This is a genomic window from Gordonia sp. GN26 (genome assembly GCF_054823965.1).
The window spans coordinates 22859-41852 of the sequence record NZ_JSYC01000034.1 but is presented as its reverse complement, the minus strand read 5'-3'; the positions used below and the strand labels follow the sequence as shown (position 1 = coordinate 41852).

Annotated in this window: 16 protein-coding genes and 2 pseudogenes; 13 read left to right on the top strand and 5 right to left on the bottom strand. The window is 67.2% G+C overall.

Annotated features, from left to right (window positions below):
* Window positions 1–9: 9 nt before the first annotated feature.
* From OK17_RS09570 to OK17_RS09510, 13 genes and pseudogenes are all read left to right on the top strand, one after another.
* Window positions 10–138 (top strand): annotated as a pseudogene (locus tag OK17_RS09570) (DivIVA domain-containing protein); the annotation flags it as partial.
* Window positions 139–269: 131 nt separating this feature from the next.
* Window positions 270–1115, top strand: a complete 846-nt coding sequence (locus tag OK17_RS09565; protein WP_006867606.1) for a 3-hydroxybutyryl-CoA dehydrogenase — start codon at window positions 270–272, stop codon at window positions 1113–1115.
* A gap of 259 nt (window positions 1116–1374) precedes the next feature.
* Window positions 1375–2391 carry a ferritin-like domain-containing protein gene (locus OK17_RS09560; protein WP_461417308.1) on the top strand — a complete coding sequence of 339 codons (1017 nt, stop codon included), beginning with the start codon at window positions 1375–1377 and terminating at the stop codon, window positions 2389–2391.
* 207 nt (window positions 2392–2598) lie between these two features.
* Window positions 2599–3063, top strand: coding sequence for a cupin domain-containing protein (locus OK17_RS09555; RefSeq protein WP_461417307.1), 465 nt, complete (start codon window positions 2599–2601; stop codon window positions 3061–3063).
* 76 nt (window positions 3064–3139) lie between these two features.
* The gene (locus OK17_RS09550; RefSeq protein WP_232716754.1) at window positions 3140–3610 is read left to right on the top strand and encodes a cupin domain-containing protein; all 471 of its coding nucleotides are present in this window, start codon (window positions 3140–3142) and stop codon (window positions 3608–3610) included.
* Window positions 3611–3670: 60 nt separating this feature from the next.
* Window positions 3671–4726, top strand: a complete 1056-nt coding sequence (locus OK17_RS09545) for an MBL fold metallo-hydrolase (RefSeq protein ID WP_461417306.1) — start codon at window positions 3671–3673, stop codon at window positions 4724–4726.
* Between the two features lie 88 nt (window positions 4727–4814).
* The gene (locus OK17_RS09540) at window positions 4815–5246 is read left to right on the top strand and encodes a Fur family transcriptional regulator (protein WP_006867601.1); all 432 of its coding nucleotides are present in this window, start codon (window positions 4815–4817) and stop codon (window positions 5244–5246) included.
* Between the two features lie 49 nt (window positions 5247–5295).
* On the top strand, window positions 5296–7521 hold the full coding sequence (gene katG, locus OK17_RS09535; protein WP_232716757.1) for a catalase/peroxidase HPI: 2226 nt from the start codon (window positions 5296–5298) through the stop codon (window positions 7519–7521).
* A 150-nt stretch (window positions 7522–7671) separates the two neighbouring features.
* On the top strand, window positions 7672–8037 hold the full coding sequence (locus tag OK17_RS09530) for an ArsR/SmtB family transcription factor (RefSeq protein ID WP_461417305.1): 366 nt from the start codon (window positions 7672–7674) through the stop codon (window positions 8035–8037).
* Window positions 8034–9701, top strand: coding sequence for a SulP family inorganic anion transporter (locus tag OK17_RS09525; RefSeq protein WP_461417304.1), 1668 nt, complete (start codon window positions 8034–8036; stop codon window positions 9699–9701). The genes OK17_RS09530 and OK17_RS09525 overlap by 4 nt, the downstream gene beginning before the upstream one ends.
* Before the next feature lie 220 nt (window positions 9702–9921).
* Window positions 9922–12162, top strand: coding sequence for an NADP-dependent isocitrate dehydrogenase (locus OK17_RS09520; protein ID WP_461417303.1), 2241 nt, complete (start codon window positions 9922–9924; stop codon window positions 12160–12162).
* Between the two features lie 74 nt (window positions 12163–12236).
* Window positions 12237–12968 (top strand): mycothiol-dependent nitroreductase Rv2466c family protein, encoded by a 732-nt coding sequence (locus OK17_RS09515; RefSeq protein ID WP_461417302.1) that lies wholly within the window; start codon window positions 12237–12239, stop codon window positions 12966–12968.
* Between the two features lie 51 nt (window positions 12969–13019).
* On the top strand, window positions 13020–13820 hold the full coding sequence (locus OK17_RS09510) for an SDR family NAD(P)-dependent oxidoreductase (protein WP_461417301.1): 801 nt from the start codon (window positions 13020–13022) through the stop codon (window positions 13818–13820).
* Between the two features lie 6 nt (window positions 13821–13826).
* On the opposite strand, the gene OK17_RS09505 is transcribed toward OK17_RS09510, so the two are convergent.
* The 5 genes and pseudogenes from OK17_RS09505 to OK17_RS09485 form a co-directional block, all read right to left on the bottom strand.
* A complete protein-coding gene (locus OK17_RS09505) occupies window positions 13827–14324 on the bottom strand; it encodes an NADPH-dependent FMN reductase (protein ID WP_461417300.1) in 498 nt (165 codons plus the stop codon).
* Between the two features lie 19 nt (window positions 14325–14343).
* Window positions 14344–14848 (bottom strand): annotated as a pseudogene (locus OK17_RS09500) (isochorismatase family protein).
* The gene (locus OK17_RS09495; protein ID WP_232716181.1) at window positions 14845–16344 is read right to left on the bottom strand and encodes an MFS transporter; all 1500 of its coding nucleotides are present in this window, start codon (window positions 16342–16344) and stop codon (window positions 14845–14847) included. Before OK17_RS09495 ends, OK17_RS09500 begins: the two are co-directional and overlap by 4 nt.
* Window positions 16337–17983 carry an amidase gene (locus tag OK17_RS09490; protein WP_461417299.1) on the bottom strand — a complete coding sequence of 549 codons (1647 nt, stop codon included), beginning with the start codon at window positions 17981–17983 and terminating at the stop codon, window positions 16337–16339. The genes OK17_RS09495 and OK17_RS09490 overlap by 8 nt, the downstream gene beginning before the upstream one ends.
* A complete protein-coding gene (locus OK17_RS09485; RefSeq protein ID WP_461417298.1) occupies window positions 17980–18969 on the bottom strand; it encodes a carbon-nitrogen hydrolase family protein in 990 nt (329 codons plus the stop codon). Before OK17_RS09485 ends, OK17_RS09490 begins: the two co-directional genes overlap by 4 nt.
* Window positions 18970–18994: the final 25 nt, after the last annotated feature.

Genomic DNA, 18994 nt, shown 5'->3' with positions numbered 1-18994 from the left:
ATGACCGACATGCTGACTCCTGACGACGTGCACAACGTTGCCTTCGGAAAGCCGCCGATCGGAAAGCGCGGCTACAACGAGGACCAGGTCGACCAGTTCCTCGACGACGTGGAGGCGACCATGCGGGATCTCTACGACCGTCTCGCACGCTACGAGGGCCGCCCGCCGTGGTGAAACCGGTTTCACCTTGACGTTCATCTGACCTCGACTCCACCGGGCCGAACCGACGTACTACCGTTTGTCGTGTAACTCGACTCGGAGGTTTTACTGTGCAGAACATCGGCGTCATCGGCGGCGGCACCATGGGAGCTGGCATCGCGGAGGTGTGCGCGAAGTCCGGCAGCGACGTCGTCATCATCGAGGTCAAGCAGGAGTTCGCCGACGCCGCACGTGCGCGCGTCGAGAAGTCCCTGTCCCGTGCCGTCAGCAAGAACAAGCTCAGCCAGGAGGACGCCGACGCCGCGCTCGGCCGTCTGCGCGTCAGCCTCGACTACGCCGACCTCGCCGATCGCGACCTGGTCATCGAGGCCGCCCCCGAGAACGAGCAGCTCAAGCGCGACATCTTCGCGCGTCTCGACGAGGCCGTCGGCGAGAACACCATCCTGGCCACCAACACCTCGTCGATCCCGATCATCAAGGTCGCCACCGCCACCAAGCGCCCCGAGCGCGTCGTCGGTGTCCACTTCTTCAACCCGGTCCCGGTGATGCCGCTGGTCGAGATCATCTCGACCCTGGTCACCTCGCCGGAGACCGCCGAAGCCGTCAGCGCGTACGTCAAGGATGTCCTCGGCAAGAACCCGGTCAACGCCGGCGACCGTTCGGGCTTCATCGTCAACGCTCTGCTCATCCCGTACCTCTGCCAGGCCATCCGGATGTACGACTCCGGTTACGCCTCGGCCGAGGACATCGACACCGCGATGAAGGGCGGTTGCGGCTACCCGATGGGACCGCTGACCCTCGTCGACACCATCGGCCTCGACATCACTCTTGCGGCAGCCGAGTCGCTGTACGACGAGTTCGCCGAGCCACACTTCGCGCCGCCGGCACTGTTGCGCCGCATGGTCGACGCCGGCCACCTGGGCCGCAAGTCCGGACGCGGCTTCTACACCTACTGATCGAGTCGGGACGATCCCGACAGAACGCCCCCGCGACGACGCACCAAGCGTCGACCGGGGCGTTTTGTCGTCTTTGTGTAGTTCAGCCCTCGCATCAACCCTGCTGTGACCCACCTCACGGTTGCTGTACACATCTGTGGCGCAACAGTTTTCGGATGAGCACTGCCGCGGATGTCGAGAGGGAGGTTACGGACCTGGTCGTTGTGGCAACACTCTGGACGTACACATCCCACCGCGGATGAGAAGGGAGCGAGACCGAATGACTGTTTCGACCACCACCGTCCACCAGCAACTTCGTGCAATCCTCGCGATGACGCACACCGAGATCCAGATCGCCGAGACGCGTCAGGCCCAGGCCCGGACCGACGCAATCCGCAAGGAACTCTCCGAGAACGCCGAGAACGCGCAGCTGCGTGCCGTCGCCATCGAGGAGGCCCTCCGCGAACGAGGCGGACTCGTCGACGTGATCCGCCCCGTGATCGGCCGGGTCGGCGCGCTGGCCAAGACCGTCGTCGAGCAGGCGCAGCCGCTCGACGAGGCACTCCTCGACGATCTCGCGCTCGAGCAGCGTCTCCTCGCACGTTCGACGTACCTCAAGGCCCTCGCGACCGGCCAGGAGGACAAGGCTCTCGTCGACCTGGCCGAGAAGCTGATCGTCGCCCACACCGCGACGGTCGACTGGCTCACCACCGTCCTCGCCGAAGAGGCGTTGGGTGGACCCACCGCGCTACGTCGAGGCCCGACCCAATGGGTCAGCGGACTCGCAGCGCGTGCGCTCACCGCTCCGGCGAACGGCGCGTCGTGGGCCATCGACCGGACTGCCGACTTCGCTCGACAGCTCCCCGACCCGATCGCGTTGGTACGCAGCCGATTCGCGACCGCCGTCGACGACGCCGCGGATGCCGCAGCGCGCGCCGGTGACGCCATCGAGAACGCCGGCACCGCCGTCTCGAAGACCGTAGCCGCCGGACGCGACGCGGCACTCGAGGCAGTCGAGGACAGCGCCCGCGACAACGGCGCCAAGGGTGCCGCGGACGCACTGCACCAGCTCCGCGAGATCACCGGGACCGTCGAGGCCGAGGACCTTCCGATCGAGGGCTACCCCGATCTCAACGTCGGCGACGCCGTCGCCGCGGTCAAGGAACTCACCACGCCGGCCGATCTGCGGGTGACCCTCGCCTACGAGGAGAACCACAAGAACCGCCAGCGGGTCGTCTCGGCCATCGAGATCCGTTTCGCCGAGCTCGCCAAGGAACTTGTCGGCATCGACAGCTGATCTGGCTCAAGGCAACACGACGGTCGTCATCCACTCGGATGGCGGCCGTCGTCGTATGTCCGCATCACACTCGTCCGACGCCGCGCTCACGGGATCCGTTCTCGCCCACCTTCATCGCGTGAGCGCGAACGGAGGAAGTGAGCGAAAGTCGTGACCGATTCGTCGAAACCGCAGCTCACACGCGCGGCGCCGTCGTAGTGTCGCGCAATGACCCTCCGCACCACAGCAATCACCGCCCTCGCCGCGGCTGCACTCCTCACGCCCGTCCTGCTGGGACCGGCCACCGCGAATGCGACTCCCTCGTCGGGGGTTTCGGCGGTCACCCTCGCCCACACCGACATCCCTGCCGGACTCCTGCCGTTCATTCCGCAGGGAGCGCACGTCGAGGTCCGCGAGATCACCATCGCCCCTGGCGGAACCACCGGCTGGCACTACCACGACGCACAGATCTACGGTCTCGTCCGGCAGGGCACGCTCACCCACCCGGGCGCGGACTGCAAGCCGGTCGTCTACCGGGCGGGCCAGATCATCGAGGAGCCCGGCGGGAAGGCCAACACCCACGAGGGCACGAACCTGGGCACCGTGCCGGTGATCCTCGACGTCCTCTACGTGATGCCGCCCGGCAAGCCGCTGTCGGAGGATGCCGACGCCCCGGCCTGCGCCCAGCCGTAGGCCGCCGCCCTAACGAAACGGGAACGAATCGGCGTAACCGCAGGTCACAAGGTCCGGTCGGACGTACCGTCGCCCGATGACTCCTACGATCCGAACAGTTATCGGCGGCGTCGTCGCGGCGGCCGCCCTCCTGGGGCCCGCGCTCATCGGCCCCGCCACCGCGAATGCCACGCCCTCGACCGGGGTCTCGTCGAAAACGTTGGCCCGGACCGAGATCCCGGCCGGACTCCTGCCGTTCGTCCCGCGGGGAGTGGACATCGAGGTCAAAGAGACGACCATCGCGCCCGGCGGCACCACCGGCTGGCACCACCACGACGGCGAGACCTTCGCGTTCGTCCGGCAGGGCACGCTCACCCACCCGGAGTCGGACTGCAAACCGTCGATCTACCCCGCCGGGAGCATCTTCAGCGATCCGCCCGGCGAGAAACACGTCCACGAGGGCAAGAACGTCGGCGACGTCCCGGTGGTCATCGTGTTCCTGTATCTGACACCACCGGGCAAGCCACTGTCACAGGACGCACCGGCGCCCGCCTGCGCCGAGTCGTAGGCGGCGTCGGGATCACGATCTCGGACGACTCCCGTTGCCGCAGCCGTAGACTCCCCACTCATGCACCGTCGCGTCGTCCTGGTCCTGTCACTGCTCCTGGCCGTCGTCGCCACCTCGCTGCCGGGCGTCGGCACCGCCCGCGCCGACTCCGCACTGGTCTCCGCCCGTTCGGCGGTGTTCGGCCCCCACAATGTCGACCAGACCACCGGCGCGGTCCGGAACGACCGCGTGATCTTCTCCTGGTTCGGCGTCTCGAGTTTCGCCGTGGCCATGTCCGGTCAGGTGTTCCTCACCGACGCGTGGGTGCCCAACGCCTACCGCAACCAGGTCCCCACGACGCGCGCGCAGATCGCTGCGATCAAACCGTCGCACATCTTGATCGGCCACGGGCACTTCGACCATGCCGCCGATGCCGACGACATCGCGAAGGCCTCCGGTGCGCGCCTCGTCGGCTCGGCCGGTCACTGCGCCTTCTTCCGCCGGCCCGACGTCGCGTGCGACGCGGTTGTCCCTGCCGGCGCACGTCCCGGCAGCACCCAGATCTACCGTGGCATCCCGGGAATCACGGTCACCGCGATGAGCAACATCCATTCGACCCTCAAGGCGCCCACGGGGCAGCATCCCCCGCTGCTGCCGATCCCACCGAGCGACCGTCTGCTCACCGACCCGCCGCAGGCGGACGAACTCGGCCGTCTCGCCGGGCATCTGAACGACCCGGAGGGTGGCGCGGTCCTCTATGCGTTCTCCGTCGGCGGCCGCCGGATCGTCTGGAACGATTCGGTCGGTCCGGTGAGCCAGGATCCCGGCGGTCGGGCGATCCTCGCCGGCCTACGCGCTCTCGGCCCCGTCGACCTGCACGTCGGGTCCATCCAAGGCTTCAACGAGATCACCAACGGCCTGGGCGACCCGATGCGCTACATCGACGCGTTGCAGCCGAAAGTCTTTGTGCCCAACCATCACGACGACTGGTTTCCGGTGATCGCGACCCCCGCCGTCAACCGCGAACGGGCCTTCTTCGACGCCCTGAAAACCATCGACGCCCGTCCCGAGGTGCGCTACCTCCGCGACCCGGAGGACTACCTTCGTCCCGACCGCGTCACGCTTTCCCTGCGCTGACCGGGGGTAAACCCGCTGTTCCCGCGGAGTTTTGATCAGATCCAGAAAAACGACGTGAACTCGTAGGCGGTGTGCCTATGGTGGTCGCGTGGCATCGACATCGGACTATGCCCAGCAACTCCGGGCCGCGGACCTTCGAGTCACCCAACCACGGGTGACGGTCATGCATGCCGTCGACGAACATCCCCACACCGACACCGAGACCATCTACGGCATCGTCCGCCAGACGCTGCCCAACGTGTCCCGCCAGGCCGTCTACGACGTCCTCCGGGCACTCACCGAGACCGGTCTCATCCGGCGAATCCAACCGTCGGGTTCGGTGTCCCTCTACGAATTCCGCACCGGCGACAATCATCATCACGTTGTCTGCAGGTCCTGCGGAACCGTCGAGGACGTCGACTGCGCGGTCGGTGAGGCACCCTGCCTCACCGCCTCCCAGGACCACGGTTTCGTCCTCGACGAAGCCGAGGTCATCTTCTGGGGACTCTGCCCGGATTGCGTCAGTACGGCCCCGACCTGATCACATCCGTGATCGCAGCCCAACCGGTTCCACCATCGAAAGGAATGTCGTGACCTCCGACAGCCGCCCACCGAATTCCGCAGAAGACACCCGGAGCAACAGCGAGAGCGAGAACCCGGCGATCCCGTCGCCGGAGCCGAAAGCGCATGCGCCGCTGACCAACAAGGACTGGTGGCCCGAGCAGATCGACCTGTCGGTCCTGCACGCGCATTCCCCGCTGTCCAACCCGCTGGGCGAGGACTTCGACTACAAGAAGGAATTCGCGAAGCTCGACGTCGAGGCACTCAAGGCCGACCTCGTCTCGCTGATGACCCAGTCGCAGGACTGGTGGCCCGCCGACTACGGCCACTACGGCGGCCTGTTCATCCGCATGAGCTGGCACGCGGCCGGCACGTACCGCATCTTCGACGGCCGCGGTGGCGGCGGTCAGGGTGCGCAGCGTTTCGCCCCGCTCAACAGCTGGCCGGACAACGCCAACCTCGACAAGGCACGACGCCTGCTGTGGCCGATCAAGCAGAAGTACGGCAACAAGCTCTCGTGGGCGGACCTGTTGGTCTTCGCCGGCAACGTCGCGCTGGAATCCATGGGATTCAAGACCTTTGGCTTCGGCTTCGGTCGCGAGGACATCTGGGAACCGGAAGAAGTGTTCTGGGGCCCCGAGGACCAGTGGCTCGGCACCGACAAGCGCTACTCCGGTGAACGCGAACTGGCAAAGCCGTTCGGCGCCACCACCATGGGCCTGATCTACGTCAATCCCGAAGGGCCCGAGGGCAAGCCGGACCCGATCGCGGCCGCCTACGACATCCGGGAAACCTTCGCGCGGATGGCGATGAACGACGAGGAGACCGCAGCTCTCATCGTCGGCGGCCACAGCTTCGGCAAGACCCATGGTGCCGGCGACGCCGACCTCGTCGGCCCCGAGCCCGAGGCCGCACCGATCGAGCAGCAGGGCCTGGGCTGGAAGTCCAGCTACGGCAGCGGCAAGGCGGAGGACGCCATCACCTCCGGCCTGGAGGTCGTCTGGACCAACACGCCGACCCAGTGGGACAACAGCTTCCTCGAGATCCTCTACGGCTACGAGTGGGAGCTGCAGAAGAGCCCCGCCGGGGCCTGGCAGTACGTCGCCAAGGACGGTGCTGGCGCGGGCACGATCCCGGATCCGTTCGGCGGACCGGGACGCGCACCGACCATGCTGGTCACCGACGTCGCGCTACGCGAGTCGCCGATCTACGCCGACATCACCCGCCGCTGGCTCGACCATCCCGAGGAACTCGAGGTGGCCTTCGCCAAGGCCTGGTACAAGCTGCTCCACCGCGACCTGGGGCCGGTCACGCGCTACCTCGGACCGTGGGTTGCCGAGCCGCAGATCTGGCAGGACCCGGTGCCGGCCGTCGACCATGAGCTCGTCGACGACTCCGACATCGCGTCACTGAAGAGCAAGCTGCTCGAGGCGCTCTCGCCGACCCAGCTGCTCAAGACCGCGTGGGCGTCGGCGGCGAGCTTCCGCAGCACCGACAAGCGCGGCGGCGCGAACGGTGCACGCATCCGCCTCGAACCGATCAAGAACTGGGAGGTCAACGAGCCCAGCGAACTCGCCAAGGCCCTGCCGGTCTACGAGCAGATCCAGAAGGACTTCAACGACTCGGCGTCCGGCGGCAAGAAGGTGTCGGTGGCCGACCTGATCATCCTCGGTGGCGCCGCCGCCGTGGAGAAGGCCGCCGAGGCAGCCGGTTTCCCGGTCACCGTGCCGTTCACACCGGGTCGCACCGACGCCTCGCAGGAGGAGACCGACGTCGACTCGTTCGAGGTGCTCGAGCCCGCGGCGGACGGCTTCCGCAACTACAGCCGTGGTGGTGAGAAGGCCCCGCTGGAGCAGCTGCTGCTCGAGCGCGCCTACATGCTCGGCCTCACCGCTCCGGAGCTCACCGTGCTGATCGGCGGACTCCGGGCCCTCGACGTGAACTACGGCGGCTCCAAGCACGGCGTGTTCACCGATCGTCCGGGCGTGCTGTCGAACGACTTCTTCCGCAACGTCGTCAGCATGGACTACGAGTGGAAGTCGGGCACCGACGAGAACGTCTACGAGGTCGTCGACCGCTCGTCGGGCCAGACCAAGTGGACGGCGACCGCCGCCGACCTGTCCTTCGGTTCGCACTCGCAACTGCGCGCGCTGTCCGAGGTCTACGCTCAGGACGACAACGCCGAGAAGTTCGTCAACGACTTCGTCAAGGCGTGGGTGAAGGTTGCCGAGAACGATCGTTTCGATCTGGGCTGATCCAGCCTGATCGATCGGGAGCACCCCGCGGACCAGGGCCGCGGGGTGCTTCCGTGTCCAGGTCGGGTTATAGTACGGATTGAAGAATTGCTCAATCCGTCAATCCATCAACTGGACCGTCAGCCCACTCGATCGCCGCTGGAGTGACCCGTGACCGATACCGGCCCCGACAAGCCGCTGTACGAGATCAAGGCCAACCTGTTCAAGGCCCTCGCGCACCCCGCTCGCATCCGTGTCCTCGAGGTGCTCAGCGCCAACGGCGATCCGACGCCGGTCAGCGAACTCATCGCGGCCACCGACCTCGAGCCGACCCTGCTGTCACAGCATCTGGGCGTCCTCAAGCGCCACCGGGTGGTCACCGCCAACCGCGTCGGCAACGCCGTCTTCTACGAGCTCGCCCATCCGAAGATCTCCGACCTGCTGGTCATCGCGCGCACGTTCCTGATCGACACCCTCGACGCACAGCGCGAGCAACTCGACGCCATCTCGTCCCTTCCACCAGTGACCCGCCGGTGAGTACCGACGCCGTCACCGGCACGCTCTCCCGGGTCAAGGGGTTCGTTCCTCGACGCAGCGACTACGCCGACCTCCCCCGGAGCTGGAAGACCGACATCCTCGCCGGCGTGACCGTCGGTATCGTCGCCCTCCCGCTGGCGCTCGCCTTCGGGATCAGCTCCGGCGTCGGCGCCGCCGCGGGCCTGATCACTGCGGTCGTCGCCGGTCTCGTCGCCGCGGTCTTCGGCGGCTCGCACGTCCAGGTGTCCGGACCCACCGGCGCGATGGCCGTGATCCTGGCACCGATCGTCGCCGAACACGGCCTGAGCAGCATCGCCATGGTCACCGTCCTCGCGGGACTGCTGGTGCTGATCGCGGGCGTCCTCGGCCTCGGGCGAGCAGTGACGTTCATCCCGTGGCCGGTCATCGAGGGTTTCACCCTCGGTATCGCGGCGATCATCTTCTTGCAGCAGGTTCCGGCCGCGTTCAACACGGCAGCCCCGGCGGGCATGCGGACCCTCAACACGGCGATCGACGTCGTCGTCCACGCCGACTGGTCGAAGGCCTGGGCCACGCTGGCCGTCGTCGCGATGGTCGCGGTGATCATGGTGGTGCTGCCGCGTATCCATGCCTCCATCCCCGAATCCCTCACCGCGGTCATCGCGGTCACCCTGATCGTCTACTTCACCGATGTGTTCGACGTGGCGACGATCGGACAGCTCCCGTCGTCGCTGCCCGCGCCCTCGATCCCGCACGTCGACTCCGAGGCACTGCGGGCGATGTTCGGTGCAGCGGTGGCGATCGCCGCGCTCGCCGCCATCGAGTCGCTGCTCTCGGCGCGGGTCGCGGCGACCATGTCGCCGACCGGCCCGTACGAGCCCGACCGCGAGCTGTCCGGGCAGGGTCTGGCGTCGATCGCGTCGGGCCTCTTCGGCGGCATGCCCGCGACGGGCGCGATCGCCCGCACCGCGGTCAACGTGCGGTCCGGCGCCCGCACCAGGGTCGCCGCGATCGTGCACTCGCTGTTGCTCCTGGGCGTCGTCTACCTGGCCACCGGCCCGGTGTCGGAGATCCCGCTCGCCGCGCTCGCCGGCGTGCTGATGGTGACGTCGTTCCGCATGGTGTCCATCGGGACCGTTCGCGCGATCCTGCGGTCGACCCGCTCGGACGCCCTGATCTTCGTGGTCACCGCGATCATCACCGTGACGCTCGACCTCATCGAGGCCGTCGAGATCGGCATCGCCGTCGCGGCGTTCTTCGCGCTGCGCCAGGTCGCTCAGCGGGCGAGCGTGACCCGCGAGCCGCTGCCCGGGCCGGCGCGACCCGGCGACGAGCACATCGCCCTGCTCCGCCTCGACGGCGCGATGTTCTTCGGCGCCGCCGAGAAGATCTCGACCACCATCTCCGCGGGCGCCGACCGCAACGAGTCGGTGAAGGTGGTCGTCATCCGGATGTCGCACCTCGGCATGCTCGACGCCACCGGCGCCCGCTCGCTCGCCGAGATCGTGACCGATCTGGAAAAGCGCGGCATCACGGTGATCATCAAGGGCGTGCAACCCGAACACCTCGGGCTGCTCGAAGGTGTCGGTGTCGTCGACTCCCTACGCCACGACAACCATCTCGTCGACACCCTCGACGAGGCCATCGCCCACGCGCGGAGTCACGTCGAACGCGAGAGAATGTGAACTACCTGCACCGACGCGGGTTCCGGAGGTACCGGGACGTCCCGGCTCCGGCGGCATCAAACCACAAGACCCGAGGCCCCTGAACGCGAGGCTGATCACAGGGGGCAGAATCGGGGAGTAGTTGTCACACGAGCACACCGCAAGCGTGGTATCGGTGAAGCCTGACTCACAAGGTCGCCGGCGACACCGGTTAATACAGACAGAATCGAGAACATTAGGCATGAGCACCCAGAAGCCGACCATCATCTACACGTTGACCGACGAAGCCCCCATGCTCGCCACCCACGCGTTTTTGCCGGTGGTGCGCACGTTCGCCGGAGCGGCCGGCATCGAAGTCGAGACCAGCGACATCTCGGTCGCTGCGCGCATCCTCGCCGAGTTCTCCGATCTCCTCCCCGAAGACCAGAAGGTCACCGACAACCTCGGCGAACTGGGCAAGCTCACCCAGGAACCCGACACCAACATCATCAAGCTCCCCAACATCAGTGCCTCGGTGCCGCAGCTCCTCGCCGCGATCAAGGAACTGCAGGAAAAGGGCTACGACCTTCCCGACTTCCCCGGCAACCCGAAGAACGAGGAAGAGCAGGCGATCCGCGACCGGTACACCAAGTGCCTGGGCAGCGCGGTCAACCCGGTTCTGCGTGAGGGCAACTCCGATCGCCGCGCGCCGAAGGCCGTGAAGGAGTACGCGCGCAAGCACCCGCACAGCATGGGCGAGTGGTCGATGGCATCGCGTACCCATGTCGCGCACATGCGCGAGGGCGACTTCTACCACGGTGAGAAGTCGATGACCGTCGAAGGCGACCGCAAGGTCAAGATGGAACTCATCCCGGACGACGGCAGCGAGACGCTGATCCTCAAGCCCGAGGTCGACATCACCGACGGCGACGTCATCGACAGCATGTTCATGAGCAAGAAGGCGCTCATCAAGTTCTACGAAGAGCAGATCGAGGACGCCTACAAGACCGGCGTCATGTTCTCGCTCCACGTCAAGGCGACGATGATGCGCGTTTCGCACCCCATCGTCTTCGGCCACGCGGTCAAGGTCTTCTACCGCGACGCCTTCGAGAAGCACGGCGCACTGTTCGACGAGCTCGGCGTCAACGTCAACAACGGCCTGTCGGATCTGTACAGCAAGATCGAGTCGCTCCCCAGCGCCCAGCGCGAGGAGATCATCGACGACCTGCACAAGTGCCACGAGCACCGTCCCGAGCTGGCCATGGTCGACTCGGCCCGCGGCATCTCGAACTTCCACTCCCCCAGCGACGTCATCGTCGACGCCTCGATGCCCGCGATGATCCGCGCCGGCGGCAAGATGTACGGCGCCGACGGACGCCTCAAGGACACCAAGGCGGTCAACCCGGAGTCGACCTTCTCCCGCATCTACCAGGAGATGATCAACTTCTGTAAGACCAACGGGCAGTTCGATCCCACGACGATGGGCACCGTCCCCAACGTCGGCCTGATGGCGCAGAAGGCCGAGGAGTACGGCTCGCACGACAAGACCTTCGAGGTCCCGGTCGGCGGCACCGCCAACATCACCGACATCGAGACCGGTGAGGTCCTGCTGACCCAGACCGTCGAAGAGGGCGACATCTGGCGCCTCTGCATCGTGAAGGACGCCCCGATCCAGGACTGGATCAAGCTGGCCGTCAACCGATGCCGCGACTCGGGCATGCCGGTCCTGTTCTGGCTCGACCCGTACCGCCCGCACGAGAACGAGCTCATCAAGAAGGTCCACAAGTACCTCCCCGACCACGACACCGAGGGTCTGGACATCCAGATCATGTCGCAGGTCCGCGCCATGCGGTACACCCTCGAGCGCGTCGTCCGCGGCCTGGACACCATCTCGGCGACCGGCAACATCCTCCGCGACTACCTCACCGACCTCTTCCCGATCCTGGAGCTCGGCACCAGCGCGAAGATGCTGTCGATCGTGCCGCTGATGGCCGGCGGCGGTCTCTACGAGACCGGTGCGGGCGGTTCGGCACCGAAGCACGTCAAGCAGCTCATCGAGGAGAACCACCTCCGCTGGGACTCGCTGGGTGAGTTCCTCGCCCTCGCGGTCAGCCTCGAGGACGTGGGCAAGAAGTTCGACGACGAGCGTGCGGTGATCCTGGCCAAGGCGCTCGACGCCGCGACCGGCAAGCTGCTCGAGAACGACAAGGGCCCGTCGCGCAAGACCGGTGAGCTCGACAACCGCGGCAGCCAGTTCTACCTCGCCCTGTACTGGGCCCAGGAGCTGGCCGGCCAGACCGAGGACACCGAGCTGGCCAAGCAGTTCGCGCAGCTGGCCGAGACCCTCGCCGCGAACGAGGAGAAGATCGTCGAGGAGCTGAACTCCGTCCAGGGTCAGCAGGTCGACATCGGCGGCTACTACTACCCGGACTGGGACAAGACCGCTTCGGTGATGCGTCCGAGCAAGACCTTCAACGAGGCGCTCGCTTCGCTGGACCTCTAGTCCTCGCTGTACCAATCGAAACGCCCCGGGTGATCCGTTCACCCGGGGCGTTTTTCGGCACTACCGTCGACCCCATGACCCACGCCGACATCAACTTCTACTTCGATCCCGTGTGTCCGTTCGCGTGGATGACGAGCAAATGGGTTCGCAAGGTCCAGGCGCAGCGCGATTACGGCGTCGACTGGCGGTTCATCTCGCTCCGACTGCTGAACTCGCACATCGACTACGCCGCGCATTTCCCGCCCGAGTACGAGGCGGGACACACGGCCGGACTCCGGCTGCTCCGCGTCGCTGCGAGCATCCGTCGAGAGCACGGACGGGATGCGATCGATCCGTTCTACGTCGCACTGGGCACCAGGTTCTTCGAGGAACACACCGGCACGTACACGGTCGACAACACCGACCACCGCGGCACCGTCGGCTTCCTCACCCCGGTACTGGAGGAGCTCGGGTTACCCACCCATCACGTCGACGCACTGGAGGACACCGGCATCGACGCGGAGATCCAGGCCGAGACCGACGAGGCACTCGCCCTCACCGGACGCGACGTCGGCACGCCGATCATCCACTTCCAGCCGCCGAATGGCGTGGCGTTCTTCGGGCCCGTCATCAGTCGCCTGCCCAGCGACGAGGACGCGGTCACCCTCTGGGACCACGTGATCGGACTGGCGAGCTTCCCCGGCTTCGCCGAACTCAAGCGGAGCCTGCGGGAGAAGCCGCAACTGCGCGCCTTCGGCGTGACCGACGACGAGACGCCCGAGCAGGAGGACTGGCACGCCGGGAGCCGCCGGACGAAGAAGGGCTGAAACCGCCCGTGTCTCACGCATGATCCGAGTGCGGACGGGTACGCGGTGTAGATGGCACATGCACAAGCACGTCTCGCACTGATCACCGGAGCGTCGAGCGGCATCGGACGCGAACTGGCAGAGCTGTTCGGCGACGACGGGTTCGACCTGATCATCTGCGCGGAGGACCCCGCGATCGACGATGTCGCCGACCGGCTGCGGGCACAGGGCCGCGAGGTCACGGCGGTTCGGGCGGACCTGCGTACGGCCGACGGCGTCGACGCGCTGTACGCCGCTGTACAGAACACCGGTCGGCCCCTCCACTCGGCTGCCCTCAACGCCGGCATCGGACATGGCGGCGCCTTCGTCGACACCGACCTCGCCGAGGACCTGTCGATCATCGACCTCAACGTCCGGTCCACCGTCCACCTGGCCAAGCTCGTGCTCCGCGACATGGTCGAGCGCGACTCCGGCCGGTTGTTGATCACCTCGTCGATCGCCTCGATGATGCCGGGCAGCTTCCAGGCCACCTACAACGCATCCAAGTCGTTCCTGCAGTCGTTCGCGGAGGCGCTACAGAACGAGTTGAAAGAGTCGGCGGTCAGCGTCACCTCGTTGATGCCCGGGCCGACCGAGACCAACTTCTTCCATCGCGCCGAGATGGACGACACCCGCATGGGCCGGATGTCGAAGGACGATCCGGCCGAGGTCGCCAGGCAGGGCTACGAGGCGATGATGAGCGGCGAGGCCCGGTCGGTGGCCCCGTCGGCGATGACCCGGATCATGGCCGGGGCGAGCATGATCACCCCCGACGCGGTCAAGGCTGCACTCCATCGCGTGCTCGCCGCACCGGGGTCCGGCTCCAAGAGCTGAGGGACGTCAGGCGCCGGTCCCCTGGCCCGGCAACGCCGACTTCCAACGCTCGGTGTAGTCGGCGATCCGGGTGTCCTCGGTGTACGTGGAGTCGATCAGATACAGACCGGGCAGCGGGCACGCGGCGCCGAGTTCGACGAGCACCGGCTTCAGCAGTAGGTCGGGTGCCATGGCGTGCGCCGGTCCGGCGCCGAGCATCAGCGGCACCGCGGTGACGTCGCGCAGACCGTCGCCGGTGGCGAACTGATCCAGGAAGAGCTTCAGGACGCCGGTATAGGTCGCCTTGAAGGTGGGGCTCGCGAAGACGACGAGATCCGATGACGCGACGGTTTCGACGGCGGCCTTGACCTTGTCGTCGCCCCAACCGAGGAGACCCGGGCCGAGTTCGATGACGTCGACGATGTGGTCTGGTGCGGAACCGGTCAGCGATTCGGCGAGCCGGTTGGCCGCGTCGAGCGTTCGCGAACCGGGTTTCGGATTACCGGCGACGACGGTAGTGGTCATGGCAATGCCTCTCGTTGGTTCAGCCGTCGGACGACGGCGCGGTCAGACGGCCGAGGAACTCCTGGGTCCTTGCCAGCGACCACACCTCGGCCATCTTCTGTTGCATGTCGAAGAGGTTGGCATGGTGGATCGCCGGATCGCGATCTCCCACAGCATCTTCGACGACGATCGGGATGAAGCCGTGCTGCATCGTATCGAGTGCGGTGGCCCGGACGCACCCACTCGTCGACAGTCCGGCCAGAAAGACGGTGTCGATCCGCCGCGAGTTCAGGTACGAGTTCAGGCTCGTTCCGAGGAAAGCGCCCGCGGGACGCCAACATTGCCCGCATCGCCTCGACGTTCTCCTCGACGCCTGCGTAGAGCGCGCAGTCCTTGTCGATGTAGGCGCGGGCCGGGTCGACGAGCACGAGCGCAGGCCGCTCCCCAGGCGTCAGTTCCTGACCGAAGCCGGCCCGTGCGTAATCCGTTGCCTGCTCGGTCCGGCCGAGGCGTCCAGACGGCGCCGGGGTGTTCGATTCGGTCATGCGGACTCCTTCGTCGTGGCGTACTCGGGAACGGGCAGCACCTCGGCTTCCGGGGTGGGCATCCGGCGCGGAAAGGACAGGCACACCGCGATTCCCACCGCGGACATGGCCCCGAGAACGACGCCGGCCAGCTGGAGGTTGTCGACGAACCGGCTGAGGTCGGCATCGTCGAACGCGGCGGGGGAACCGCCGTACGCCGCCTGCTGTGCTGCGGCGCCCAGCCCGATGGGGATGATGGCGACCACGATCGCCGTGCTGAGCAGGTTGCCGACGTTCTGGAGCGTCGAGCGCATCCCGTTCGCGATCCCACGACGCTTCGCCGGCACGGTCAACATCAGCACGCTCGTGCTCGGCGTCATGAACAACCCGATGCCGGTGCCGATCAGGAACAGGAACAGCGCGGTCACCGGGAGCGAACCGTCCGCGGACAGGACGACGGCCACACCGAGCACGCCGACGGTGTTCAACGCCATCCCGGTCGCGGCGAGTGTGCGAGGCGCGATCCTGATGACCAACCAGCCGGCCGCCGACGCCGCGATGACGGTCCCCGCCGCCACCGGCGTGACGAGCAGACCGGCGACGAACGGCGAGGTCCCGTCCACGGCCTGCACGTAGAGCGAGATGATCAGGGCGACTGCGTAGGTGGCGGTGGCGGTGAGCAGACCGGCGAGGAGGACCAGTGAGATGCCGCGGTCGGCGAACAGACTCAGATCGATCAGCGGATGCGCCCGGCGACGCTGGACGACGATCAGCAGCACGCCGACGACAAGACTCACCGCCCCGAAGCACCACGGCAGCCATGCGGCCGACGAGCCCGGGGTCAGCGCCAGCACGACAGCGGTCAGCAACGTGGTTGCCAGGATGGCGCCTGCGAGGTCGAAGGGTTCGCGACTCCTGATGCCGCCCACGCCCCGCGGGATCACCAGTAGCGAAGCCGCCGTGGCGATCAGGGCGATCCCGAGCACCGCAGCGAACAACCCCCGCCAACCGAACAACGCGGTGGCCGCTCCGCCGACGACCGGTCCGATGATCTGGCCGATCGCGGCGACCGTCGCATTCCAGCCGAGTGCCCGGCTGAGCAGATGCGGCGGAAAGGTGTCGGTCAGCAGAGCTGTGTTGTTGGTGACCACCGCGGCCGCACCGATCCCTTGCAGAACCCTTGCGACGATGAGGAACTCGGCGGACGGACTCACGATGCACAGGGTCGACGCGAGCGTGAAGACGATCAGGCCCGACAGATAGAGCGGACGGCGGCCGACGATGTCGGCGAGCCGACCGAACACCAGGATCAGCGCGGTGGTGACCACCATGTAGCCCAACAGGATCCACGTCGACTGCGCCGGCGTGGCATTGAGCTCGCGGCTGAGGGTCGGCAATGCGACGGTCAGTCCGCTCATCGCGACGAAGACCGCGATCACCCCGACACTCGTGGCGGCGAACACCCGCCACGGGTGTGGATGCGGTCTCGCAGCAGCGCGTGTCGGGGTTTCACTCATGCGGTCGACGACGGTGGTGGTCGGTGACGGTCTGATACGCCTGCCCGATCCGCAGGACGGCGTCGTCGGCCCACGGTCGGCCGACGAGTTGGACGCCCACCGGTAGTCCGTCCGCGAATCCCGCCGGGATCATCGCGGCTGGGAGACCGAGATGATCGAAGACGCCGGTGTTGCGGCCGATGACGCCCTGCATCGGGTGCCGTTCCCCGTTGATCTCAACGGTGACGTCGGACAGACGTGGCGCGGTCGCCCCGATACCGGGCGTGACGAAGACGTCGATCCCGGCGGTGTCGAAGGCATCGACCGTGGCGGTCAGCGCGGGCGCCCGCCGACGCAACGCGCGAATGTAGTCGATCGCCCCGGGCACGCGGCCGCGCGCGATCCGCACCTGGGTGCCGATGTCGAAGTGCGCGAACCGATCCAGCGCACCCTCTTGGTTGGCGGCGAGTTCGCTGACGAGGACGATGGTGAACTCGTCGAACAGCAGTTCCGCGTCGGGCAGATCGACGACTACCGTCTCGGCGCCGAGATCCGACAGAACACCGATGGCCGCCTGCCAGGCTCTCAGGACCGCGGCGTCGCAGACCTCGGTGAACCAATTGCGCGGAATGCCCACGCGCACACCGGCCAGGGACGGGGCATCCAACCCGCCGTGGTCGCCGAGCCGATCGCGGAGTGCTGCGGTGATGGAGGGCGTCACCGCGGTCGGGTCCACGCCGTCGGGACCGGCGATTACCGCGAGAACAGCACGCAGGTCGGCGGCGGATCTCGCCATCGGGCCGAGGTGATCGAGCGTCCACGACAGCGACACCACACCGGTTCGCGGGACGAGCCCATAGGTGGGCTTGACACCCGAGAGGTTGCACAGCGCACTGGGTACGCGGATCGAACCGCCGGTGTCGGAGCCGAGTGCGAGCGGGACCAGTCCGGCGGCCAGCGCACCACCTGAACCGGTGGACGAGCCTCCGGTCCACCGCTCCCGATCCCAGGGATTGGTGACGGGCCCGTATCGTGCGTTGAACGGCGCACCGCAGGCGAATTCGGTGGTCGCGGTGATGAGGACCGGAATGGCTCCCGCCGCCCGGAGGCGGGCGACCACGGTGGCGTCGGCGCTTGCGATCCGGTTGCCCGTCGTGTGCGATCCCGCGGTGATCGGCGACGCCGCCACGTCGATGATGTCCTTGACCGCGAACGGGATTCCCTCCAGCGGACGGGGCGTTCCGGATCGCCAGCGGTCGTCCGACGCCGCGGCGGCAGAGCGACCGTCCACGGTGGCGAGGATCGCCCCGCCCACGAGTTCCGGTTCGTCCCAACGCAGACTCAGTGCCTCGAGCACCTCGGTCGGGGTGGTGCGGCCCGTGCGAAAGGCCTCGAGCAGTTCGACGACGCCCAAATCGTGCAGCGCGGCGTCCGTGCGCACGACCGGCACCCGGACCGGAGGTCCGTCGGGCACCGGGTACGCCATCATCCGACCGTGGAAGTCCGCAGGCTCGGCGCCGGTCACACACGGCGACGCCGGCAGCGTCCGCTCCCGGGATCGTTGCAGGACCTCCGACATGTCCGTGTGCGCAGCGCCGGCGAGTTCGTCCACGGCGGCCACCGCGTCCGCGGTCAGATCCGGGTAGTGGGTTCCGGTCACCGCCGCAACCCGATCGGGGTGACGGTCGCCGGAACGGCGTCATCGTCGCCGTGGTCGGACCCACGATCGATCGGAAGAGGTTGGATGACACCAGATGTCAGGTCGTCGAGGAGGGAGATGACGTCGGCACGGCGGTCGCGACGTAGCGGCAGTGCGCGACGCACCTGGGACACACGATCGAGGTCGATGGTGAACCGCAGCGTCTCGCCGGATTGGTGTGCAGGCGCCTGGGCGACGATCTCACCGTTGGGTGCGATCACGCACGACAGTCCGAAGTAGTCGACGGTGACCCCGTTGAGGGTTTCCGGTCCGGCGCGGTTCGCCGCGATCACCCAGGTCTGGGATTCCAGTGCGCGCGTCTGTAATTCGGCCAGGAAGAGGTCCTCCCGTGATCCCAGCGACGAGACGATGGCCAGCATCACCTCGGCCCCGAGTGCGCGGGCGACCGCCCAGTATTCGGGGAAGGTCCGGTCGTAGCAGATGACACAACCGAAGCGGGTGCCGAGCAGATCCGCGGTCGCGGGCGCCGGCCCCGGAGCAAAGTGGTACTTCTCGTCGATGTCGATGCCGCTGACCTTGCTCGCCGGCAGCGACAGTTTCCGATAGGCGGGCATCCGGCCGCCGTGCGGGGTTCGCCAGTCGACGATCTCTCCCGCGCCGTCGATCAGGACGACCGAGTTGTGGAAGGTGCCGTCCGTCGTCCACTCATAGGTGCCGAAGGCGATGGCGCAGCCACGCTTTCGTGCGATGGCCGCGATTCGTTGCGTCGCCTCCCCCGGGATTGTCTGCGCCCATCCGGTCCGGTCGGTGTCGTGGCTGGTGCAGAAGTAGGGTGCGGTGATCAGTTCCGGAAGGACGACAAGGTCCGGCGCATCTCCTGACGTGACACCCTCGACCGCGTCGACGAGCCGTTCCAGATTGTGGTCGACGTCGTCGGTGAGCTCACCGATCTGCACGACCGCGACATCAAACGATTGCACCATCACTACCCTTTTGTCAGTTGCCGTTCCC

Coding starts and splice junctions, on each gene's coding strand:
- OK17_RS09560 (WP_461417308.1), top strand. CDS start 1,375: ATGACTGTTTCGACCACCACCGTCCACCAGCAACTTCGTGCAATCCTC.
- OK17_RS09555 (WP_461417307.1), top strand. CDS start 2,599: ATGACCCTCCGCACCACAGCAATCACCGCCCTCGCCGCGGCTGCACTC.
- OK17_RS09550 (WP_232716754.1), top strand. CDS start 3,140: ATGACTCCTACGATCCGAACAGTTATCGGCGGCGTCGTCGCGGCGGCC.
- OK17_RS09545 (WP_461417306.1), top strand. CDS start 3,671: ATGCACCGTCGCGTCGTCCTGGTCCTGTCACTGCTCCTGGCCGTCGTC.
- OK17_RS09520 (WP_461417303.1), top strand. CDS start 9,922: ATGAGCACCCAGAAGCCGACCATCATCTACACGTTGACCGACGAAGCC.
- OK17_RS09515 (WP_461417302.1), top strand. CDS start 12,237: ATGACCCACGCCGACATCAACTTCTACTTCGATCCCGTGTGTCCGTTC.
- OK17_RS09510 (WP_461417301.1), top strand. CDS start 13,020: ATGGCACATGCACAAGCACGTCTCGCACTGATCACCGGAGCGTCGAGC.
- OK17_RS09505 (WP_461417300.1), bottom strand. CDS start 14,324: ATGACCACTACCGTCGTCGCCGGTAATCCGAAACCCGGTTCGCGAACG.
- OK17_RS09495 (WP_232716181.1), bottom strand. CDS start 16,344: ATGAGTGAAACCCCGACACGCGCTGCTGCGAGACCGCATCCACACCCG.